Here is a 22534-nt window from a genome sequence, read left to right as displayed (position 1 = left end):
AAGCCTTATCTCACCTTTCGTGTAACTAAGTGCAAAGATTGACTGTTTTTTGGCCCTATTTAGCCTATTTTTAAGCATTGGGCAGACGAAATAAAAACACCGCTACGCTAGTACAGACAACGGCTAGCAGCCATGCGACCCATATCATATCGGCAGGAATGTTAAAAAATAACATTATTGTTGATATGGTCATCATTATAGTTGCCAACCACTTCGCATATAGCGGTACGGCGCGGCGATCTTCCCAATCACGGACGTATTTACCAAAATATTTGTGATTAATTAGCCAAAAATGAAAGCGTCGTGAGCTACGCGCCCAGCAACCCGCTGCCAATAGTATAAAAGGTGCAGTCGGCATCACTGGTAACAAGATGCCAATAATACCCAAGACAAAAAATACCCAACCCAGTATCAAAAACGTCCAACGTACGGTTGGGCTGTTATGTTGATTGGTCTTTGGGCGATAATAAAAAGCTTTTTTTGGTTGAGTCATGGGAGTTTAATCAATCAGTATGAGACATTCGGTCGTTAGGTTTGGACTACCTATATAAGCTATCAAAGATAAAGAAGTTCAAACCTAGGTTCAAGACTGATTTTGCACGGTTTTGCTACGGATACGTAGTTTGTTTAGCAGTTAGGTAAATGTAGATCGTTATTCACTACGATTTGGCAGGATAGCTTTCCCAGTAATCGGCGATTGCCTTTGGAAAGCAGTATTTTTTTGGCATCACGGTAATGGCGATGGGTACTAATATGGATTTGGTCACGCCGCCAACACTCTCACAAGTGGCATCGGCAGGTACGTCATAATAAATCACCCGCAAGGTGTTTTGCGGACAGAGGTCTGCGCACTGGAAGGATTTGACGACTGCGACACCATGATGATAGCCAATCACCCACTGCTGCGTGCCTTCGGTTGGTGCGGATTCTTTTTGCTCAGTAGCTCGGATAAGATCGGCGTCTGTTAAAGTGTCTTCATTAGTCGGTGGTGAGACAAAGACGCAAGCGCTTAGACTTAACAACAAGGCGCTTAGGTTAAGGGCTTTGGCGGTTGATGTTTTTTTCATGGTAAACATCCTTGTTTAAAATAGGTAATATCTATCGAAATTTAGCGACTAAAATCTAACCTTATTGATACAGTATCATCAATATAAATTTAAGTTAAAGGCAAGCGTTTTCTAATGTGAGTAATGTCATAGTGTTTCTTATATGAGATTAAAGCTATTAAAATATAACAGTTTAAATATAATCTTAATAAAGCGCTCGCATCGAATTTTGGAGCGGCCTTAAATTTCTTCTTTCTAAAACGACTATAAAAAAGTATTAATTTTATTATTAACTTCTATTTTACTCTTGATATTAGTTAATTCATCAGAAGTTAAAATCTCCCAGTCATCAAACATAAAGTAATTCCTAGGATCTGCTTTAATCATTGAAATTATGTTCTGTATAGCTTGAGATCTTGTGTTATCAACTAATAATCGTGAGGCAATCTTTATTAACTTATTTTCGCTAGACGATAGAGTTCTCAATAGACTCTCATCATAGGCTGCATCATTTAACATCTTGTTAGCATACATCGCATTAATTTTTAAAACCTCGAAATCCTCTTCGAAATCAAAATTATTAGATATATACTCCTCTTTTAGGTTAATCACATCTTCATAAGATTTATTCTTTAATAGCAAATAACTTTTTCTAGAGAAGTAAGTACCATTTATAGGTTGATATTCATATTGCTGCTCAAAAGACTCAATCGCATCTTTAAATTTTGATTTAGCACTGTAGACAATAGTCAGAAAATTATAATAATACTTTGGTCTAATGTCGGAAAATTTTGCTTTTAATATACTTTCCATACTTTCTATAAGAGAAGGGTTTATGTAACGAGATAAATGAACTATTCTATCTAACTCATCAAAAAAATTACGTGTTTTTATTAGTTTTTCTAGCATATTAGATAGTTTAGAGTTATCCGCTTTGTTCAGAAATAAAATTTCTATCTTCGTAACAATAGACTCTATTGGTGTGGATTCTTCGAAATCAACATAATCCTTATAAAACTCTATTTTTTTATCTAAGTTGATATCCAAATCCATATTATTAAAAATCTTATTTAATAATATAGATATATTGTTTTTATTTAAATTATTCGATTGCTTATAGTTTAGAAATAAATCTTCGATCAATGCGGAAACGTATTTTTTCATCAAACAGATTAACAAAATACACCTCAAGACTTAAAAATTTACGTCATGTGAGTTTATTCTTTTAGCCTTTTGGGCAAAATCATATACTGTTTTATTAATATCATTAATTTTACTTTTATCTACTATTAAACTTCGTTTTTTTAACAACAATCTAATCTTATGTTTCCAAGCAATATTTTCTAGACTAGGATTCAGCTTAAGACTAATTTCAATATTTTTATCAATCTCATCTAAAAAATCATTACTTTTACAATCTTTATAGGAATCAAAGGTATCTAAACCTAAACCTATAATATAATTATAATAATCAGAGTCATTCATAAACCTATCTAATAACCCTAAAGCTGATGTATATCTTTCTAGAATATTATTGATATTTTCGAACCTAACCTTATGGAAGTCCAACTTGTATGGATCTAATTCAATTAATAAACTCACCCATTTATCGTAATCATCCTTTTCTTTTAACTGTAAAGAGAAATTAATTAGTTTTTGTAAAATTTTATTCTTTAAGTATTTCGAATTCTCTTCATTTAAAGCTTTCTTTGCCATTCTGTAGGCATCTTCTACACTCTCTGAAGCTAGCTTATCTATCTCTATAAGCTTTTTTGTATTTCGGAATGTTGTTTTTAACTTAGTCATATCGTCTGGCATATCTAAATCTTCAGTCAAAGAATATGAGAAGTCTTGTCTTTCAGATTCGAACTCTAAATATGTTATATCTTTTGTTATATATTCGCTATTATAACTCTCTCTATTTTCTAAAATCTTTTGTATTATTTTTTGTTGTTTAGATTCTTTATAACCATTTAAAAACCTAGTATTCGGCAACAATTGATGATGTACTTCAGAAAAAAATTCATCGAAACCATCGATTAATACTGGATATATCCGCTCTTTCCAAAATAAGTTTTTAAGAGCAGGACTTATCTCATCGTCTTGCCTGATACACCAATACACTCCATTTCTTAAATATGTATCATTTTTTATAAGATAATCTAATATGTCCATTATTGAACGATCATTACCAGAATAACCTAAAACTATTAGTCCGTATTCTTTACAAAACTCTATCAACTTATCTTTTGTGTTGACTTCTAACGACTCAGTCTCACGTAAAGTACTTTTTATATTCTCAAATAAGTAATCACCATGTAATTTTATTATTTTTGGGCGCTTTGAGGATACTGAAATTGAATGAACTGAAGAGTCATGAGCACATACTATTGGACGCGTACTAGATAATTGATAAAAAGCTTCATTAAGTAAGTCATCAAAATTTGTTGTAAAAATGGCATTAAAAAAATTATTTTCTACTAAAGAAACAAGATATGCATACCCAATAGATGGCAGTTTACCATCTACTTCTTGTTCAACAAATCTTCTTCTTTGAGGTGCTAAATCAAATTTTCTCTCGAATAAGGAGGAATAGGCGTTTGAAGCATCAAACCAGCTCGAATGTTCTTTTTCAAAAAAACGTACTAATTCATTATGATCGTTACCATAATTTTTGTCATCAGAGGTTTGAAAAATCTCTCCTTGGTAACGTTCGTACAACTCTCGCATCCAAACTGAAATGAGTTCATGTGCTGTTGATACTCCAGAACTTCTTGAAGCTCCAGCACCAAGAAAAATTGAATAGTTAGATACATCTTTATTTTCTTTAGTTTCGATAAAGCGAATTAAATCTTTAACTGTCCTAACTTTATGTTTCAATTCGCCATTTTGAGCATGGAATAGTTCTTTGGCTTTCATACCCAACCTCTATTATAAAAAATATCAAAAGATAAAATCATTATCGTGCCTTTATTTAGCGTATAAATATTTTAATTCTTCTATCTACACCATAATCATAACTATTTTCTTTTCTAACTCATAATACTTATCAAGTTCATTTACAACTACTTTCCCTTTAAACAGATACAATCATTCTGATCGTAAGTGATCAATTTGCGTCAAAAAATACGATAGATAATAACACACAAATATTCAGTTATATTAAAAACTAGAGATTAGTTAGAGAACTAACCAGTAGACAATAAAAAACGCCATCATAAATTATAACGGCGTTCTTCACTAACATATCTATTTACGCGTTATCACAACGCCTTCAACTCTTCCATCTGCCCCGCCATAGTCTTAATCTGCCCTTCTAGCTCAGCCAATTTTGCTTTTTCAGCATCGACCACTTCTACAGGCGCTTTACTAACAAAGCCTTCATTACCTAGCTTACGTGCGATACCTTCTGCTTGACCTTTCAACTTATCATATGACTTGCCCAAACGAGCGAGTTCAGCAGTTGGATCGATAAGACCTTTCATTGGCACAAGCACGCGTAGCTGACCAACCATACTTGATGACGATAATGGCACTTCATCACCTTCTTTTAGTATCTCTAAGCTCTCAACTTTGGCAAGCGCTTTAAACTGGTTTTTGATACGTGATAGGCGCGCATCTTCGTCGCTAGAGATATTTTGTAGTAGCACTGGCAGACGTACCGCATTACCGAGTTTCATCTCACCACGGATATTACGCACGCTAGCGATTAGCTCTTGTAGCCACGCCATATCAGCCTCAGTTTGCTCACTGATTTGGGCAGTATCGGTTTGTGGATAGTCAGCAACGACGATGCTGTCGGTATTCTTACGACCCAGTAGCGGTGCAACCGTCTGCCAAATTTGCTCGGTCAGATAAGGCATGATTGGATGGCTAAAGCGTAGCGCGGTCTCAAGCACATGCAGCAATACATAGCGGATTTGCGCTTTACGCTCGCTTGATACCGAGTCATCATTGAGGCTGGCTTTGGCAAGCTCAACATACCAATCACAGTATTCATTCCAGATAAACTCATAAATATCATGACTGACCATATCGAGGCGATACTGGGCAAAATGCTGATGGATATTACTAATCATCGAGTTTAGACGACTCATAATCCACTTTTCTGGTAATTCCCAAACATCCATGTTGGCCACTTGGTCAATCGCTTGGGCATTGCCTTCTTTATCGACACAATTCATCAGTACAAAGCGGCTGGCGTTCCAGATTTTATTACAGAAGTTACGATAGCCCTCGACACGCTTTAGATCAAAGTTGATATCGCGACCAGTACTAGCAAGGGAGGTAAAGGTAAAGCGCAGCGCATCGGTACCGTAGGCTGGGATACCTTCTGGGAACTCTTTACGCGTTTGCTTTTCAATTTTCGCCGCATCTTTTGGATTCATCATATTGCTGGTGCGTTTTTCAACCAGCGTTTCCAAATCGATACCATCAATCAAATCGATAGGATCCAAGACGTTACCTTTAGATTTAGACATCTTTTGACCATTGCCATCACGTACCAGACCATGCACATAAACGGTCTTAAACGGTACTTGCGGCGTGCCATCTTCGTTTTTGACAAAGTGCATGGTCATCATGATCATGCGCGCAACCCAAAAGAAGATAATGTCAAAACCGGTGACCAACACGCTGGTTGGGTGAAAGGTTTTAAGCACGCGTGGATCGGCGTTAGGGTCTGCCCAATCAAGCGTACTAAACGTCCACAAACCCGAGCTAAACCAGGTATCAAGCACGTCATCGTCTTGGCGCAATTTGACGTCGTCGCTTAAATTGTACTTAGTGCGTACTTCCGCTTCATCACGGGCAACATAAATCTCACCTGTCGCGTCGTCATACCACGCAGGGATACGATGTCCCCACCATAGCTGACGGCTGATACACCAGTCCTGCAAGTCGGTCATCCACGACATATACATGTTTTTATATTGCGCAGGGACGAATTCAATACGACCATCTTCTACGGCATCAATCGCAGGCTTGGCAAGCTTACTTACTGCTACATACCACTGATCAGTCAACCACGGCTCAACGATGGTGCCGCCACGCTCAGCACGCGGGGCTTTGAGCGCGTAGTCTTCGATATCTTCTAGCCAGCCTTGCTCGCCCGCTTGCTCAACAAGGAATTTACGCGCCGCAAAACGCTCAAGTCCAGCGTATTCACTTGGCGTGGTTTCTAATGTTGGCTCACGTGTTTGCAGATCAGGATAAACTTCCATCGCTGGCAAAATGTTAGCGCGCTCATCAAGGATATTAATCAATGGCAAGTTATGACGACGACCAAGTTCATAGTCATTAAAGTCATGGGCTGGGGTAATTTTTACGCAGCCGGTACCAAATTCGATATCAACATAGTCATCGGCAACAATAGGCACAATGCGACCAGTGATTGGCAAGGTAATGGTTTTGCCAATCAAATGCGCGTAACGCTCGTCCTTTGGATTGACCGCAACGGCGGTATCGCCCAGTAAGGTTTCAGGGCGCGTGGTGGCGACGACCAGATAGTTTTTACCCTCTTGGGTTTGCAACTCTTTATCAGTGAAATGATAGCGGAAATGCCATAAGCTGCCTTTTTCATCGACGTTTTCTACTTCTAAATCCGATAGCGCCGTTTGGAACTTAGGATCCCAGTTGACCAAGCGCTTACCACGATAAATCAAACCATCGTCAAACAGACGCACGAACACTTCTTTAACCGCATTGGATAAGCCATCATCCATGGTAAAGCGCTCACGCGACCAATCGACCGAGCTGCCAAGCCGACGAATCTGACGGGTGATATTGTCGCCCGACTCTTCTTTCCATTCCCACACTTTATCGATAAAGTCTTCACGCGTCATATCACGGCGCTTAATACCTTGCGCTTCTAGGCGACGCTCAACGACCATTTGGGTGGCAATACCTGCATGGTCGGTGCCCGGTTGCCAGAGTGTGTTGTCACCATCCATACGGTGATAACGGGTCAGCGCATCCATAATGGCATTATTAAAGCCATGACCCATATGCAATGAGCCGGTGACATTCGGCGGCGGCAAGGCGATAGAAAACGACTCGTCTTTATCAAAGCTTGGCTTAAAATAACCACTGTCTTCCCAGCCTTGATACATGCCTGCTTCGACATCGCTTGGATTGTAGGCGTTCTCTAATTGACTTAAGGCGGCTTGAATAGATTCGGTCAGGTTGCTCTTGGTATTGTCAGGGGTATTAGGAGTACTCATAATAGAATGGTCTTTTATTAAAAATGAATGTGGTCAAACAAAGTTATCGAAAAATAGGGAAAAATAGGGAAAATAATTAATAGAGTGATTTTAACGCAGATGGGCAGATTTTGTTAGATGCTAAGGTAATTTATCAGCCTTACAGCGCGTCATTGCGCCACTAACACCAGCAAATAGCAGCAAATACCAATAAACAACTCCAATCGGCTGAACTTCCCACAAAATAAATCCTAGTCGTGTTATAAAATATAGGTGATGCGAGAACTTATATAGTTATCGTATATAGCTATCGTATAGCATGATAAATGGCGTCTTTATCCTAAAATAATAATCTGATAAATAGCGAGCCGACCGTGTCCCAAGAGACTGAGCACACCTATAGCAATAGCAGCCACTCTGAAGCTGACAACATAGATGATAAGCGCTTGATTGATGAGAGCGCTAATCATCTATCTAATGCTAACAACAAGGACGTTAGCAACGCTGATGTGCCAGACGACACCGATGCAACAGAAAATTTAGAATATGAGGATTTTTCTGAGGATATTAGCAAAGAAGACCAAGAAACCATCAAAAAATTCGCCAACGATGACAATTTAAGTCAAGCAAAAAGCTATGCCAGTATCTTAGTTGAGCAAGTGATGGATGCCAGAGAAACTTTTGAGCGCTCACTTGGCTCACTATTTACCAGTGCTTTTACCGCTGGCCTTGAAATTGGCATCAGTTTCTTTATGATTTTAGCGGCTTTTGCGCTATTGAGTGGCGTGCTACCGAGCCATTATGCCGTGGTACTCGCCTCCCTACTTTACCCGATTGGTTTTATCATCGTCGTCATCGGTCAGTCGCTATTATTTACCGAACAAACCTCACTCTTAAGCCTACCCGTCCTCAATAAAATCGAACCGCTCAATAAGCTGCTACGCCTGTGGGGCATCGTCATCGCTGGCAACGTCGTTGGCGGCTGTTTATTTGCGGCATTGATGATAGGTTTGGGTTTAAATATGCAGCTGTTTAGCGTCAGCGACATTGATACTTATGCCGAGCATATCTTAGGGTTTAGATGGTGGGTGATATTCGGCAGCGCCATCTTAGCAGGCTGGATGATGGGCGTCACCGCGTGGCTTGTAACTTCAGCGCGCGATACCCTCAGCCGCATCGTCTTGGTGACGCTTATTACTGGCAGTATCGGCTTTTTGGGTTTGCATCATAGTATCGTGGGTAATATCGAAGTATTCTCAGCCTTGCTCTATGGCAATACCGTCAGCTTAGGGCGTTATTTGCTGTTTTTAGCCGTGGTGTTGATAGGCAATACCGTTGGTGGCGTGGTATTTGTCGCGATACTTAAAAACCGTACCTTCCTATTTGAATTAGCCAAAGTAAAGGAAGAAACAGCTAAGGATAAGCTAGAGGCAAAAAACAATATCCGTGGACCTTACTAGAGATAATCAGCACAGTATTTTTAAATCTCACGCTAAAACTCCATAACCGACGTTAACTATAATCAATTCCATTTAAAAATAGTACAGGGCTGCTGGGATAAATTTTACGCCGCCTCTGGCGTGCAAAGCACACAGCAAGCAAGGAAAATTTACCACAGTAGCCCTTTATAACATTTGTACTTATTTTATTTAGCACTGACTATATCGAAAGCGGTTATGCAGCTTTATAACTAAAAAATTATAATCGAGCAATTATGCCTGAATAATTGTACAAATAACGCATCCCTACTTACAGCATACGCGCTGCCAACACACTACTTTCTATCTCAGACTTTCTCAGCTTATTGTGCCGAGCGCTAAATATACGCACCAAAATCCCTGCCGTTAGGAACATTACCAAGGTATAAATGGCGGGCATCATCGACATATCGTAGTTAGATAATAGCGTTAATGCCATAAATATCGATAAAGTACTGTTTTGTAGACCGACTTCTAGCGTCACCGAAGTTCTTTGCGCTAAGTTAAGGCCGAACCATTTGCTACTATAATAACCGAGCGCCATGGTTGAGACGTTTAATAATACTGATACAGGGCCGGTCGCGATAAAGGCATCGACAATGATATCGCGTTGCACATAACCCAAAAACAGCACTAAAAACGTTAAAAATATCACCCCAAAGCGAGACACATAGACTTGTGAGCGATCGGCAACTTTTGGGGCGTAGCGTTTAATTAGCATACCGATACTAATAGGTACAATCGTCAGCACCACTAAGGTAAGCACGGTTTTTACTACTGGTAATTCAAACTCACTACCGCTGCCCATAAAATAAATCAATGAAAAACTCAGCACAATGGGAATGGTAAATACGGTAATAACGCTGGCAATCGCTGTCATCGTCACCGACAGCGCCACATCGCCTTTAGCCAAATAGGTAAATAAGTTTGAGGTAGTGCCGCCCGGACACAGAACGAGGAGCATAACTCCGACGGCGTATTCTGGGCGTAATGGCATGATATTAGCTAGGGCAAAACCAATGATTGGCAACAGTATCAGCTGATTGGTCAAGCCAATGCCGACAGCTTTTGGGTATTTTAATACCCGTTTAAAATCATTGGTAATCAGGGTCAAACCCATACCCATCATGATTAAAAACAAGCAAACAGGAATAACAACGGTATTTACTAAGGTGACTAGAGCCAGACTTTCCATAACTACATCCCTGTAGATAAGACCTATTGCTAGGTCGATTTATAATGATTAAATGATGCCTGATTAGCAATCCTTGCTAATGCTTATAGATAACTGACATCACCCGTTTTAAACAATACTTATTTTGAACGATTTTTTATAGCATCTTTCATAGCATGTTATTGCTAACTATCAACAATAATTAAGAATTAATAAAGGGAGTATATAGGGCAAAAGTTAGATTTAGCTGTTTTATTCAACGACTCACCAGTCAAATGCAGCATATAGAGATTGAGTAGGAATAACAGAGGTTTAAACGGGGTCATTTACGGTGTAATTTTAGAGAATTAGCGCTAAATACTACTTTTAGTTAAATAGCTATGACGGTATAAACGCTTATTTTTTGGAAATGTTGATTGAGGTTTTGGCAGGAGTATTGCTGAAAGCGTTATTGGGCGCTTTAATAGAATTCTCAGTACTAAGTACGGCTGTACCATAGGCAATGGCTTCGACCATGCTGCCCAACTGATTAATATTACTCACTTCAAGACGTAAACCATAGATATGGTTATAACCTTGCACCTGCGCTTGTGTGCGCATACGTACCAATGCTTCACGGCGAGCGCGGTCAAGCAAGGTTTCATAAGTGGTCAGATTTTTGCCAAAGATACTTAAGATGCGCGCTATGACCATTTTGAAATAATCTTGTGCAATCACCACGCTGCCCATGACCAACTGGCCCTCAGTATCCGCAGCAATCTTCGGCACATAAAAGCGCTCGCTTGAGACGATAATATGACTGAGTTCTTGCTCTGCAACCCTTAGTTGTGCCAAATGCTGACGCTCATGCCGCGCCCCAAAAAACCAGCCCAGCACAAACAGGACGATAAGCGGCGCGTAGTTCATCAGCATTTGGGTAAGAGAGTTATTCATCGGACGTCTCGTATCATCAAAAAGCGTTGCCGCTTTTTATGGTTCATTAACCAAAAGGGTTGAAACGTGGCAAATCATCAGTAGCGGTGCTGGGCGACTGAGGCGCTGCTTGGCTGTGATTGTGACTTTGATCGTGATTGTGATTGTGATTATTGAAATCCGTATGACCAGAGTGATTGCTCGGTGGTTGCTGAGACAGCGGGACGGCTTTGACCGCTGTACCATAGACAAACAACTCTGATGCACCTTGGGCAATGCTCGAGGTCGAAAAACGCAGGCCCACGACCGCATCAGCGCCCAAGGCTTCTGCCTTAACCACCATACGATCGATCGCTTCTTGACGTGATTCTTCTAACAGCTCGGTATAAGCCGTCAGCTCACCGCCGACGATGTTTTTCAGCCCAGCAAATAAGTCCTTACCGACATGCTTTGAACGCACGGTACTGCCATATACGACGTCTAAGCGCTCGGTAATCTGATAGTTGGGTAAGTGCTCAAGATTGGAGAGTTGCACAGTCATAGTACAGCCTTATCGGTGACTTATAGGGAGTTCAAAGAATATTTAAGGATTCAGCAAATAGTAAGGAAGAATGCTTATCGATAGTATTAATTTATAGACAGCATTTATTTTGATAATGATACTGAATAAACACTGTCTATTTAGCTATCTGTTCGTCCGTCTGTTTATATACAAACAGCTCTAGTCGTTGGTATGGAACAATAAAAACAGCTCAGTCAAATTGCCTTCAATGCTATTGGCCATTTGCGCCATTTTATCTTCATCGGCACGCATTTGCGCAAGCTCAGGATCTTCGTCATCGATGCCACTGAGTACAATCATCGGCAAGGTTAAGACCGCCACATCTTCTGCAGTTTCTTCATCTTCAAACCAATCACTGGCTTCATCGCCATACATCGCATCAACAAAGCCAATTGACCAAGCAACGATATCTGACTCGTCTGAAAAATCGACCGCCACTTCTTCGTTACCGGCATCTTCACCAAATGGTAGCTCAATCGGCGTCTCGTTTTTTAGTTCCGCCATAATCGATTCGCGCCAGCGCTGGATACCGTCAATAACATTTTCTGGAATTTCACTAACATGACCTTCAAACAATGCTTCTATCCAATTTGGCAACGGACGGCCAATGACAGTCGCGGTCAAAAAACCATGGGTGGCAACACTATCGAGCACAAACGCGCTTTCTTCATTGTCCAAATAGTCTAATAATTCATCGAAACTGAGTGGGTTATTCATAGTGTGATAGTCCTTGGAGGATAGATTACGTCAGGCGCAATAAATAAGTTATGAAATACAAGAAATATAAAAGGCGGGAAAGCTAAAAATCAAGGTAGACAACAACAAAAACTGTCTGAACGCATAAAACCTGTCCAAAGCACTTTTATAAAATATGTCTATTGAAGAGCGCTGATTGCCGCGTTATTTTTAATAAACCAATAGCATTAAGAAGAATAGCATCAAGAAGAATAGTATTTAGAATAATAATACTAAGAACCCTCATCTTAAAAACAGTATTGAGCAATATTATTAAAAACACCTAACAACCAGCTTAGCACAATGCATTCGACAGCAGGATTTTAAGCTTGTCAATCGGTTTAATCAGTTAACAACTTTCGGCTAAAAATCACGGAGCCAAGCCATTTTCCTTATCCGTTAAACGGCAGCTGCAACCCGATAATGGGCATGACGATTTAGAGATCGTCATCATCCCAGTCATCGCCATCTTCATCAAAATTATCGATATCATCAAGATCGTCTTTTAGCTCTTTGGCCAAACGTTTTTCTTCTAGCAAATTATCGATCAAACGGCGTTTCTCTAGGCTGCTTAAGCGTGTACGCACACTTGTTTCGGCCTCTTCCACCATCTTTGCATCATCATCATCTACAAAATCATCATCAAAATCGTCATCAATATCAGCGTCACTCATGACAAACTCCTATCATTTTTCGGCAAGGGTATTAAAAATACATGAATATATATATGCCTTATAAAGTCTCTATTGAGTGTTGTCAATCCTTTTTATCACTATCATAGCATCACGTACAAAGTTAAAGCCTGCGCAAACGCTTATCGCACAGGCAATTGTAGAGGCTCACCTGTATCTAACGCTACGATTTACTCTTGCTCTTCTGTCTCTTCAATCATTAATACTGCATTGCGCACATCGGCCAAACGCTGAATCATGGCATCATTGCCGCCATCGAATATCGCGCATTCGCGCTCATAAACGGTGGTTGGGCGCATGATGCTTTGTACTTGTACATGATGGCTGATTTGTTTAAGACCAGCATTGGGCAGCAAGATAAGCATTTGCTCCTTTTTACCCACGCTATCTAACAGATGGCTCATCGCCTCGACTTGCGCATTATCACTCACCCCCGCTTTTGCTGGTAAGGCAAAACGTGATAGCTCGACATGCTTATCATGAATGATTTTATTCAGCATCAAATACAGTTTGCCAAGCATCACACCTGCCAACGCGACTTTGGCGTGGCTGTTGTCTGCTTTTAGCATGACATAAGCGCCGCTTTCATCAAAGTGTGGCTCATTAAGTGCGCTCACCCCAAGTAGCAGAGGTTGCTTAAGTAGCTCAGTCACTGCTTGGTTCAATAATTGGGTACATAACGCCAAATAAGGCAGACGCTGCGATGGCGCTAGGCGCTCAAGCATATTGAACTCATCGTGAAAGACAATCTGAACGCTGACACTATCGAATGGACGCGTAGCCGACAAGCGCGCAGCACTAGCAGATTTATGGCTACCACCATTCTCATGACTAGCCGCTATTTCGTCTTGCGTGCTGTCGGTATGATTACTGCCCGCACTATTTACCGTATAGTTTTCAGCGTCATTGCCATTATTGCCCTCATTACCATTATTATTGTCATCAGTGTTCAGCGCTGAATCCTGACCTTGTTGCCCTCTGACATACTGATTTACCGCACTATGAATGTTTAATTTTCGAGTATGCGGTTTTTTGCTACTGGTATCGTGAGCGGTTTCTTTAATCGCGCTATCGAAACCAGTTGGGTTAGAGGCAGATCCAGGGTTAAGCTCACTATCTGATTCGCTTTCACGATTAAGGTTGCGCTCATAACCGCGCTCAAATTCACGTTGATCGAGTTGTCGATACTGCTCGCGATGCAAGTCTTGAATATCACGGCTTAGCGCATTGATTTGCTCTCTACTTGGACGCGCAATATAACCATAAATCAGCCATAGCAATAAATGCAGCAACATCGAGCCAATGACAAACGGCCATTGCATGGCGATAATCTCACCCTTGCTAATATCTTTTAGCGTCAAGGCAACACTACCGATGACCGCATCGCCTTTGGTGGCGATTTGGCTAATGGTATCACCCTGCTGCATCGGCGCATTACCGACCGGCACCAAGACATCACCATTATTGTCTTTAATCAGTATGCGGGTCACGTCCTGCTCACTGGTATAGCGATTGGCTATGACGCTGAGGCTGACGCGGTCTTTATTTTCTAAAGACAAGCGCGCCTCATCAATAAGCTGGGCGACCATTTGCTCGCCCTTTTGGGCACGGCTATTGCTCAGCTGCTGATCGGTACTGATGACCAATAATAGGGTCTGCAAACAAAAACTAACCAGAAGAATAATGGCAAACAACCCTTGCCGCGGCGCTAAATACGTCATGATATGTTAAACTTTTTTGGATAAATGGAATTAAAAAACGAGGCTATGGCTCATTTTCTGGAAGAGTATGCAGCTATCTTTTTTATATTTACTTTGGCTCAATTTACTACCGCAGCTACTCGCTAAATAATATTTAATCAAATGTCATTTACGAGACCTGACTATCGTACATGAGATTTGTTGTGCAAGTATGTTTGGCGCACGCGCACATCGACAAATCCCCGTTTATTTTCTCTACTATATCACCATACTAATGGTTATGGCGTCAGCTAATATCATAAATTTATTGTAAGAATTTTCTTTTATTCGACGGCGATTTTTGCTCATGCTAAGCATTTTTATCGGACTGTGAGACTTTATACCTCATCTATAGGCGCTGCCCGGTAAAACTGTTATTATTCCTAATCTTATATCAGCATACAAGGGACAATTGAGCGATGCAAAAAAATACATCTTACTCGTTACCAAAAGACAGCAAAGCATGGCAACAAGCCGTCGATTCTGTAGCGTCATTATTGCCTGCGGGTACTAATCTGCATGATTTTGATGCGCTGCAATCCTTGCCTATTTTTGCGTTGATTGTGGTATTGCCTACGCATGTATCTTCGCTCGATATCCATCAATATGTGCAATCATGGGTGGATGAGCAGCCAAACTGGCATTTGGTCACCGTAGCAGAAGATGCCGATGCCAATTTTGTCGATGTTGAGATTGCTGATATAGACACTACGCAGCCATTTGCCAAGCACTCGTTTATTGATGTGCAAGTGTTCCGCTATTTGCTGGTGCCAGTCACCGATACGCTGATGCACCCTGCTAAAAAGACAGCAGCAGCGCACATTATCGATGACCAATTGACCACGCGTCTACGTCATGACTTAGCCGAAGACTATAAAAACTCGCAAAGCGCAATCGCGGGCGACCATTTAGATGTTGTCGATTGTCATATCTTATCGCTCGGTCATATGTTACGTACCCATAAGCTTGCCTGTTTCGATATGGACTCTACGTTGATTGAGCAAGAAGTCATCGTTGAGCTGGCAAAAACTGCTGGTATCGGTGAGCAAGTCGAAACCATTACCGAAGCAGCGATGCGCGGTGAGATGGATTTTGACGAATCTTTTGCTCAGCGCGTGGCCTTATTAAAAGGTATTCCAACCAGCGTGCTCGATGATATATGCAGTCGTTTGACCTTGTCGACAGGTGCGCGCACGACTATCAGTGCGCTTAAAGCCTTGGGTTATCATACGGTCTTAGTGTCAGGCGGCTTTACCTATTTTGCCCGTTATATCGCTGAGCAGCTGGGCATCGATGAAGTACATGCCAATGCGCTAGATATCGAAGATGGCGAAGTCACCGGTCATGTGCAACTGCCGATTATTAATGGCGCGAAAAAAGCAGCGATTGCTGAACATACCGCTGAGCGCTTAGGCATTGATATGTCGCAAGTGGTCTGCGTCGGTGATGGCGCCAATGATTTACCGATGATGGCTCTGGCTGATTTGGGTGTGGCGTTTAATGCCAAGCCCATCGTCCAAGCGCGTGCAGACGCCGCGGTCAATGTCACAGGGCTTGAAGGCGTGCTTTATGCGCTTGGCTATCCAGCCTTTGTACGTACAAAATAACGCTTCACTATTCTAAAAAACAAGCTAGGTTAAGGATTTGTCTTTGACCTAGCTTTTATGATTGAAGACTTTATGTTGAAGCCTTTATATACCTATATCTCTTTTACCCTATTCATCTCACTTTTATCTTGTTAAATAAGAAAGGAATGTCCATGACGGCATCACAATCACCGCGGCCAGATGCGCCGTCATCTTCCCATAATCTAGATAATGAGCATTTAATTAAAGAAAGCTCGCCTATTTATCACGACACTCCAAAGCAGTTACTGGGTGTCTATGTCAAAGGTATTGCGATGGGTGCCGCGGATATTGTACCCGGTGTTTCTGGCGGTACTATTGCCTTGATTGCGGGGATTTATGAGCGCTTAATTAATGCCTTAAGTAGCGTCGGCCCCAATCTATGGCAGATATTTCGTCAAGAGGGCGGTCTTAAAGGTTTCATTGCAGTATGGCGACAGGTCGATGCTACTTTTTTAGTGTGCTTATTACTTGGTATCGCCACCAGTTTTGCCACCTTAGCCGGACTCATTAAGCATTTATTGGACAATCAGCCTTTACTGATTTGGTCGTTCTTTTTTGGCTTAGTAGTGGCGACTGTCTTTATTTTATTAACTGAGATTACGCGCTGGAATATAGGAAGGCTCGCATTATTTTTGCTGGGGGCTGGTAGCGCGGTCGTTATTAGTAGCTTGCCGTTATTGACCACGGCACCAAGCTTACCCTATTTGTTCCTTGCGGGCGCGATTGCCATTTGTGCGATGATATTACCCGGTATCTCAGGGTCCTTTATCCTATTATTAATGGGCGCTTATGATTCGATACTCGAAGCGGTGCATACGCTAAACTTTAGTATTATTTTTACCGTCATTGCCGGTATGGCAACGGGGTTATTATTATTTACCCGTATGCTCAAATGGCTGCTATCACGCTACTATCAAGCAACCCTTGCCTTGCTGACAGGCTTTATCGCCGGTTCGCTGGTGAAAGTATGGCCATGGAAAACTGATGCGCTCGGTACATTAAATAGCGATGCCATCAACAATGTCATGCCATGGCAGTATCCTACGGGTGCTCATTGGCTAACTACGTTAGGCTTGATGCTGTTAGGAGCCGTGTTGGTAACCGCTCTATCATGGTGGGGGCGCCGCGGCGTTCGTCCTTAAAGTTAAATAGTTCTTAAAAAACACTTTGATTCCAAAAAAGCGCCCATGATTGTGGCGCTTTTTTTGTTGGTAATAATGGCAGAATTTGCACAGTATTTCCTTAATATCGTTTAAAAAAATCAAACGTCAGCTGTTGTCGCAAAGTCGTCGCTAGCCTCTTTAGCTTTAGGTCACAAACTTTCATAATGACCGTGTTGGAATTCACCTGATGAAGAGCGAGATGAACAATGTTATTAACAATATTTTCTACTTTTGCTAGTGAAACATGGGGCGCTGGCGCCATACTAGGTACTGGTCTGCTGCTAGGCTTGCTACTGGCGCTTGCCTTATCGTCGCAGCGTTGGTTGCTATGGTATCTGTTCGGTGGCATGGCCTATTGGTTGGCGGTTGAAGCCATTCATAGTTTATTAAGCTATTGGTTAGTCTTGTCAGAATGGCACAATTATGTGGTTGCTATGGGTATCAGCTGGCTACCTTTGGTTGCTTGGGTACTTTACAGAGCATTGCGTTACGAAGACGTCAGTCGCACTGTGCATGAGCAACGTGAGCTGCAAGCCGCCCGCTATATTGAACATACGCCCGTCTATGATGATGACTATCAACCACGCTTTCAGTAATTCGGTCATTCGGTCATTCAGTCATTCAGTCATTCAGTCATTCACTAAGTTTGCCCAATCATACTGCCGTCATCGAATGTTACAAGATACTTAAGGCTCTCTACGTAACTCCTAAAGAATTGAAACCTATCATTCGTTCAATCGTTTATAATCTAATTATATATTTGTCGCAAAAATTGTTATAAAGTACGCATTATTTTGCGTCTCATTCTTTAGGAGTTCGATTATGTTTACTGTTCCTGTATTAGATATTAAGTCTGATCCATTAGATGTTTTATTGGCGGTGATTGGTTACCGTTTATCGATGTTGGCTGATAGCGATAACGAAGACGTCAAAGCGCTGTTTGCTGACCGTAAAGTAACCATCGAGCTTGCCAGCACTGAAGCTGATGTGGCGCGTTATTATAGCTTTGATAATGGTACATTTAGCCAACATAGTGGTCATGCTAAAGAAGCCGATTTGACGATTAACTTCAAAGACTCAATGACCGGCGTTAAGCTGTTGACCAAAGGCAGTCTTCCTGCCTTTATGACCGCTGTACAAGAAGGCAATCTAAGCATTGAGGGCGACTATAGCCTAATGATGTGGTTCAATAAGCTTGCCAAACACATCGTGCCAGCCGTTCCAGAACAGTGCAAACCTTACATCCAGCAAGCCAAACCTTATGCTTATAAAGCGCAGAAGTTTGCCAACCATTGGCTCGGCGTTGCTAAGCACAAGTTGGGTAAATAATTGCGTCACCTAATTAAGTAGCTGATTAACCTCTAACGAGCTACTTAGCACTATTCTGCTTTTATAAAAAGGTTGCGGTATACTATACGGCAACCTTTTTTATTGCCTAGATTTTATCGTTTTAACTTTAGCAAGGGCAAAAAATTCAAGGTTACTCAATTCTTCTTAATTTAACTAATAGCTATTAAGTTATCTAACACTTCTAAATACCGTTATAAAAGGATTTATCTCATGGCAGGATTGCTTAACATCTCAGAACCGAATGCCAATAACCACAATCATAACCACACTGATACAACACTTAATAATAAAAACGCGTCCCATGATTTTTTAGCGACATTGGCAACAGACGCGACTAATACCAAGCAACAAACAGCCAGTAAGCACAGCCGTGAACAGATTGCTCAGTTGTTTGACTTGCCTTTGATGGATTTATTACTGCAAGCACAGACGATACACCGCCAACACTTTACCGCCAATGAAGTACAAATCAGCACCTTGCTGTCTATCAAGACCGGTAACTGTCCTGAAGATTGCGGTTATTGCTCCCAGTCTGGTCACCACCGCGATACCACTAAGTTACAAGCGGAAAAACGTATCGAGGTCGATAAGGTCATTGCCGCCGCTAAGCGCGCCAAAGCCACAGGCTCATCGCGTTTTTGTATGGGTGCAGCGTGGAAGCACCCAAGCGCCAAAGACATGCCTTATGTGGTCGAACTGGTCAAAGAAGTCAAAGCATTGGGGCTTGAAACCTGTATGACCCTTGGCATGCTAGATACGGATCAAGCAGCACAATTGGCTGATGCAGGTTTAGATTATTACAATCATAATCTCGATACCTCAAGAAGTTACTACGAGCAAGTAGTCAGTACCCGCAGCTATGATGAGCGTCTAGATACCATTGCAAACGTACGCAATTCAGGTATTAACGTTTGTAGCGGCAACATCGTCGGTATGGGCGAAAGCCGTGATGACCGCATCGATTGGGTCCATGAGCTGCTTAAAATGCCAAAAGCACCCGAGTCTATTCCGGTCAATCTATTGGTTCCTATTCAAGGTACGCCCATCGGCGACAAAGTTTTAGCAGAAGGTCAGCTGCCAGTCCTTGAATGGATACGGACGATTGCCGTGACACGTATTTGCTGCCCAAGCAGCTATGTACGCTTATCTGCTGGACGCGAAAGTTTATCTGACTCTGAGCAAGCACTGGCATTTATGGCAGGGGCAAATTCATTCTTTTATGGTGATAAGCTACTGACCACGGGCAATGCCAGCCAGTCGGGTGACGATAGGCTGATGCGCGAGCTTGGGTTAACCAAGCAATTTTCCGCGCCACGAGCGCCAAAGCAAGTACCGGTGCTTGACGCCATGAGTGGTCATCAGTCGCAAGTTGTCTTAGCAGAGTAAATGCCATGCGTGCCGCTACCATTATCGCGTAATCTGCGCTAAGCTTGCCGACATTATTAATCAAGAAATTGCGCATAAGATATCAAATCGTAAGAGAGAATATGATGGCAGATTATTTCAATTGGATTAAAGCGGCACACATTATCTCTATGGTGTGCTGGTTTGCGGCGATATTTTATTTGCCGCGCCTATTCGTTTATCATGCGATGAGCGGCGATAGCATCAGCCACGAGCGCTTTGCCATTATGGAGCGCAAGCTCTATCGCGGTATCATGACACCATCGATGATAGCCACCTGGTTGTTTGGTTTATGGATGTTGGGCATGGGCTGGGATGTTTATAAAACTCAGGGCTGGCTACACGTAAAATTATTATTGGTGGTGCTACTTTCTGGTTATCATGGGGCTTGCGGATTTTATCGTAAAAAGCTCATTGATAATCCGCATTATAAATCGCATAAATTTTGGCGCTGGTTTAATGAGGTGCCAGTATTTGCATTAATCTTTATTGTGATTTTAGCGGTGGTAAAGCCCTTTTAAAAACAGCTAACAATAAAGCTTATTTACCTTATAAGCATTTTTATCTTGAGTCTAAAATCCACAAAAAAGCGTCCGTTACTCTAACAAGTGACGGACGCTTTTTTATCTCTCAAGTAAGCTTAGTAAATACAATTAAACGTTTGGTCGCATGATTTGATAGACGTTGCTTAAATCATAGACACGGTAGCGCGCAGGTTCACGGCGATTTTCACCAGCATAGCTCAGTATCAAGGCTTGCTTGGCGCGCTCATCGACCCAGCCAACAAACAATCCGCTATGCTCGACGCCATTATAGCCGTGGTTTATATAATAGAGCCAATCGCCGACTTCAATATCCTTGCTACTGGCATAAGGACCTTGACCATAAGTGCCTTTATAGATGGTATCGCGGCTTACCCCTGCTCGATTAAATACGGCATTGAGATAGTCCCAGCAGCCACCTTTAATAATCGTACGCTCATTTAACGCCATCTTGCGCGCGGTGCTAATCACTTCGCGCGCCGCCCGACTGCTTTGGGTTTCAGCATTGCTTAGCAGCGGTAAATATTCGCTATCGACATTATCATAATTGCCAGATAAAAATGCGGGCAGAACAGATGGTGCTTGGCGTGCTACTTCAGGGTAACGGTAATTGCTTTGGGCATTACCGATGTAAGCATTTTGATTAGAATAGGAGTTATTAGAGTAGCTGTTATTAGAAGAGCTATTACTAGAATAGCTTGGTTGCGCGTTGCTCGAATTCGAGCGATAGCTAGTGGCATTGCCAGCACGCTGAATGGTAGAGCGTGTGCTAATTTTGGCCGAAGGAACCGCTGAATACGTTGGGGTATAACGGGCGCTATAATCAGGTTGGACAGATTTTTGCGCAATCAAGGCGCTCATACTATCGGCATGAACCTGACCGGCCGCAGCAAAGGTAAATAATAAGGCACTGCACGACGTTGTGATTGACCAAAGGGACAAACGCGACATGACTAACTCCTTGTCAACATATTATTGATTAGCCGACTCAATTTAATATTAATAAACGGCTATCAATGCTCAGTATCAATAAGCGTATTAACGATAAGTAAGATAAGATTTTTCAATCCTATTTATAAACCATTTGCACAGGAATCTGCAAGTCTTATTGCTTGGAGATAAGCGATAAAAGGTATGATATTAAGGATAAATGGTAAAACGAGATAGGGGTTTTAGAAATGAAGGCAGAGATTTAGGAAAGATAATATCATCAGTTCAATATCAAAAAGGTATATTCTACATAGCGTTCTGCTGGAACAAGTTTTGCTCGCTTGCTGTGTGCTTTGCACTCCAGAGGCTTCACAAAAAATTTTCCAGCAGCACTAATTTTTTTCTAAATTGAATCAGCTATAAGCTATGTTAAATATAGCTCACAGTATGAACAGACTAAAACCAATCGACAATCTAATCGTTGCTCATCTTAATATTGGCATGGCGTTTGCTCAGCGGTTGACCTTGTAAAATGGCTTTGGCCGCGTTAGCTTCTTGGATATTGTCAAAACCGCCAATCAAATATTTACGTATGTCATCACAATCGACAATCTGTAGCTGTTCACCAATCAGAGTAATTTTATCGCCATCGGTCAGATGAATATGCTCACGTTTGCCTTGATTATCATGCACCAACTCGCCATCACGCACCCACAATACGCCACTACTAATAATACCGCTCATGGCTTGTTTATGCTTCAAGCGTTGCCGATTAAAAATAAAACTACCAACAATAAGCAGTGCCAAAGCGCCAATAGCCAAGCGCTCAGGCAACAGACTCATGGCCAAAGCAACCGCCACTGCGCCAACCAGTAATGCGGAGCCAAACCAAAACAGCCCATTGTCAGCCGCTGGCGACTGACCTTGTAAGGTGATTTTGGCGCCGTCATCAGTCAGCTTTAGCATGCGCGATTACCTG

The 22534-nt window shown here is 41.7% G+C and carries 21 protein-coding genes; 8 read left to right on the top strand and 13 right to left on the bottom strand.

Going from position 1 to position 22534, the window contains the following annotated elements; translation table 11 throughout:
* Positions 1 to 70: 70 nt before the first annotated feature.
* From JMX94_RS09075 to JMX94_RS09055, 5 genes are all read right to left on the bottom strand, one after another.
* Complete coding sequence (locus tag JMX94_RS09075) at positions 71 to 493, bottom strand: YbaN family protein (protein WP_201565049.1); 423 nt, start codon at positions 491 to 493, stop codon at positions 71 to 73.
* 166 nt (positions 494 to 659) lie between these two features.
* Positions 660 to 1067: a hypothetical protein gene (locus JMX94_RS09070; RefSeq protein ID WP_227673583.1), complete on the bottom strand. Its 408-nt coding sequence runs from the start codon at positions 1065 to 1067 to the stop codon at positions 660 to 662.
* A 243-nt stretch (positions 1068 to 1310) separates the two neighbouring features.
* Positions 1311 to 2099: a hypothetical protein gene (locus JMX94_RS09065; RefSeq protein WP_201565047.1), complete on the bottom strand. Its 789-nt coding sequence runs from the start codon at positions 2097 to 2099 to the stop codon at positions 1311 to 1313.
* A 141-nt stretch (positions 2100 to 2240) separates the two neighbouring features.
* Complete coding sequence (locus JMX94_RS09060) at positions 2241 to 3965, bottom strand: SIR2 family protein (protein ID WP_201565046.1); 1725 nt, start codon at positions 3963 to 3965, stop codon at positions 2241 to 2243.
* A gap of 344 nt (positions 3966 to 4309) precedes the next feature.
* The gene (locus tag JMX94_RS09055; protein ID WP_201565045.1) at positions 4310 to 7267 is read right to left on the bottom strand and encodes a valine--tRNA ligase; all 2958 of its coding nucleotides are present in this window, start codon (positions 7265 to 7267) and stop codon (positions 4310 to 4312) included.
* A gap of 353 nt (positions 7268 to 7620) precedes the next feature.
* Between JMX94_RS09055 and JMX94_RS09050 the strand changes: the two genes are divergently transcribed.
* Entirely contained in the window at positions 7621 to 8706 is a 1086-nt protein-coding gene (locus tag JMX94_RS09050) for a formate/nitrite transporter family protein (protein WP_201565044.1), read from the top strand.
* 289 nt (positions 8707 to 8995) lie between these two features.
* On the opposite strand, the gene JMX94_RS09045 is transcribed toward JMX94_RS09050, so the two are convergent.
* The 6 genes from JMX94_RS09045 to JMX94_RS09020 all read right to left on the bottom strand — a co-directional run bounded on the left by JMX94_RS09045 (position 8996) and on the right by JMX94_RS09020 (position 14520).
* On the bottom strand, positions 8996 to 9919 hold the full coding sequence (locus JMX94_RS09045; RefSeq protein ID WP_201565043.1) for a bile acid:sodium symporter family protein: 924 nt from the start codon (positions 9917 to 9919) through the stop codon (positions 8996 to 8998).
* 375 nt (positions 9920 to 10294) lie between these two features.
* A complete protein-coding gene (locus JMX94_RS09040; protein ID WP_201565042.1) occupies positions 10295 to 10831 on the bottom strand; it encodes a YbjQ family protein in 537 nt (178 codons plus the stop codon).
* 46 nt (positions 10832 to 10877) lie between these two features.
* On the bottom strand, positions 10878 to 11351 hold the full coding sequence (locus JMX94_RS09035; protein ID WP_201565041.1) for a YbjQ family protein: 474 nt from the start codon (positions 11349 to 11351) through the stop codon (positions 10878 to 10880).
* Between the two features lie 180 nt (positions 11352 to 11531).
* Positions 11532 to 12089, bottom strand: a complete 558-nt coding sequence (locus tag JMX94_RS09030) for a UPF0149 family protein (protein ID WP_201565040.1) — start codon at positions 12087 to 12089, stop codon at positions 11532 to 11534.
* Between the two features lie 455 nt (positions 12090 to 12544).
* The gene (locus JMX94_RS09025) at positions 12545 to 12781 is read right to left on the bottom strand and encodes a PA3496 family putative envelope integrity protein (RefSeq protein WP_045443968.1); all 237 of its coding nucleotides are present in this window, start codon (positions 12779 to 12781) and stop codon (positions 12545 to 12547) included.
* A gap of 188 nt (positions 12782 to 12969) precedes the next feature.
* A complete protein-coding gene (locus JMX94_RS09020; RefSeq protein ID WP_201565039.1) occupies positions 12970 to 14520 on the bottom strand; it encodes a hypothetical protein in 1551 nt (516 codons plus the stop codon).
* Between the two features lie 437 nt (positions 14521 to 14957).
* Here JMX94_RS09020 and serB point away from each other — a divergent pair, with 437 nt between their 5' ends.
* The 7 genes from serB (at position 14958) to hemJ (ending at position 20604) form a co-directional block, all read left to right on the top strand.
* Positions 14958 to 16145 carry a phosphoserine phosphatase SerB gene (gene serB, locus JMX94_RS09015; RefSeq protein WP_201565038.1) on the top strand — a complete coding sequence of 396 codons (1188 nt, stop codon included), beginning with the start codon at positions 14958 to 14960 and terminating at the stop codon, positions 16143 to 16145.
* Positions 16146 to 16297: 152 nt separating this feature from the next.
* Entirely contained in the window at positions 16298 to 17308 is a 1011-nt protein-coding gene (locus JMX94_RS09010) for a DUF368 domain-containing protein (protein WP_201565037.1), read from the top strand.
* Positions 17309 to 17516: 208 nt separating this feature from the next.
* On the top strand, positions 17517 to 17567 hold the full coding sequence (locus tag JMX94_RS13585) for a hypothetical protein (RefSeq protein ID WP_374220411.1): 51 nt from the start codon (positions 17517 to 17519) through the stop codon (positions 17565 to 17567).
* The gene (gene aciT, locus JMX94_RS13295) at positions 17548 to 17925 is read left to right on the top strand and encodes an AciT family ciprofloxacin tolerance protein (protein WP_227673586.1); all 378 of its coding nucleotides are present in this window, start codon (positions 17548 to 17550) and stop codon (positions 17923 to 17925) included. The genes JMX94_RS13585 and aciT overlap by 20 nt, the downstream gene beginning before the upstream one ends.
* A gap of 226 nt (positions 17926 to 18151) precedes the next feature.
* Positions 18152 to 18658, top strand: coding sequence for a hypothetical protein (locus JMX94_RS09000; protein WP_201565036.1), 507 nt, complete (start codon positions 18152 to 18154; stop codon positions 18656 to 18658).
* Between the two features lie 231 nt (positions 18659 to 18889).
* Complete coding sequence (gene bioB / locus JMX94_RS08995; protein ID WP_201565035.1) at positions 18890 to 20065, top strand: biotin synthase BioB; 1176 nt, start codon at positions 18890 to 18892, stop codon at positions 20063 to 20065.
* A gap of 104 nt (positions 20066 to 20169) precedes the next feature.
* A complete protein-coding gene (hemJ, locus tag JMX94_RS08990) occupies positions 20170 to 20604 on the top strand; it encodes a protoporphyrinogen oxidase HemJ (RefSeq protein ID WP_201565081.1) in 435 nt (144 codons plus the stop codon).
* Positions 20605 to 20736: 132 nt separating this feature from the next.
* Here hemJ and JMX94_RS08985 read toward each other — a convergent pair whose 3' ends face one another.
* Positions 20737 to 21576: a hypothetical protein gene (locus tag JMX94_RS08985; RefSeq protein ID WP_201565034.1), complete on the bottom strand. Its 840-nt coding sequence runs from the start codon at positions 21574 to 21576 to the stop codon at positions 20737 to 20739.
* A gap of 453 nt (positions 21577 to 22029) precedes the next feature.
* On the bottom strand, positions 22030 to 22521 hold the full coding sequence (locus JMX94_RS08980; protein WP_201565033.1) for a hypothetical protein: 492 nt from the start codon (positions 22519 to 22521) through the stop codon (positions 22030 to 22032).
* Positions 22522 to 22534: the final 13 nt, after the last annotated feature.

The organism is Psychrobacter sp. CMS30 (assembly GCF_904846565.1).
Classification (GTDB): Bacteria; Pseudomonadota; Gammaproteobacteria; order Pseudomonadales; family Moraxellaceae; genus Psychrobacter; species Psychrobacter maritimus.
The sequence above is the reverse complement of the archived record's forward strand: the minus strand, read 5'-3'. Positions and strand labels throughout refer to the sequence as shown.

Coding starts and splice junctions, on each gene's coding strand:
- JMX94_RS09075 (WP_201565049.1), bottom strand. CDS start 493: ATGACTCAACCAAAAAAAGCTTTTTATTATCGCCCAAAGACCAATCAA.
- JMX94_RS09070 (WP_227673583.1), bottom strand. CDS start 1,067: ATGAAAAAAACATCAACCGCCAAAGCCCTTAACCTAAGCGCCTTGTTG.
- JMX94_RS09065 (WP_201565047.1), bottom strand. CDS start 2,099: ATGGATTTGGATATCAACTTAGATAAAAAAATAGAGTTTTATAAGGAT.
- JMX94_RS09060 (WP_201565046.1), bottom strand. CDS start 3,965: ATGAAAGCCAAAGAACTATTCCATGCTCAAAATGGCGAATTGAAACAT.
- JMX94_RS09055 (WP_201565045.1), bottom strand. CDS start 7,267: ATGAGTACTCCTAATACCCCTGACAATACCAAGAGCAACCTGACCGAA.
- JMX94_RS09045 (WP_201565043.1), bottom strand. CDS start 9,919: ATGGAAAGTCTGGCTCTAGTCACCTTAGTAAATACCGTTGTTATTCCT.
- JMX94_RS09040 (WP_201565042.1), bottom strand. CDS start 10,831: ATGAATAACTCTCTTACCCAAATGCTGATGAACTACGCGCCGCTTATC.
- JMX94_RS09035 (WP_201565041.1), bottom strand. CDS start 11,351: ATGACTGTGCAACTCTCCAATCTTGAGCACTTACCCAACTATCAGATT.
- JMX94_RS09030 (WP_201565040.1), bottom strand. CDS start 12,089: ATGAATAACCCACTCAGTTTCGATGAATTATTAGACTATTTGGACAAT.
- JMX94_RS09025 (WP_045443968.1), bottom strand. CDS start 12,781: ATGAGTGACGCTGATATTGATGACGATTTTGATGATGATTTTGTAGAT.
- JMX94_RS09020 (WP_201565039.1), bottom strand. CDS start 14,520: ATGACGTATTTAGCGCCGCGGCAAGGGTTGTTTGCCATTATTCTTCTG.
- serB (WP_201565038.1), top strand. CDS start 14,958: ATGCAAAAAAATACATCTTACTCGTTACCAAAAGACAGCAAAGCATGG.
- JMX94_RS09010 (WP_201565037.1), top strand. CDS start 16,298: ATGACGGCATCACAATCACCGCGGCCAGATGCGCCGTCATCTTCCCAT.
- JMX94_RS09000 (WP_201565036.1), top strand. CDS start 18,152: ATGTTTACTGTTCCTGTATTAGATATTAAGTCTGATCCATTAGATGTT.
- bioB (WP_201565035.1), top strand. CDS start 18,890: ATGGCAGGATTGCTTAACATCTCAGAACCGAATGCCAATAACCACAAT.
- hemJ (WP_201565081.1), top strand. CDS start 20,170: ATGGCAGATTATTTCAATTGGATTAAAGCGGCACACATTATCTCTATG.
- JMX94_RS08985 (WP_201565034.1), bottom strand. CDS start 21,576: ATGTCGCGTTTGTCCCTTTGGTCAATCACAACGTCGTGCAGTGCCTTA.
- JMX94_RS08980 (WP_201565033.1), bottom strand. CDS start 22,521: ATGCTAAAGCTGACTGATGACGGCGCCAAAATCACCTTACAAGGTCAG.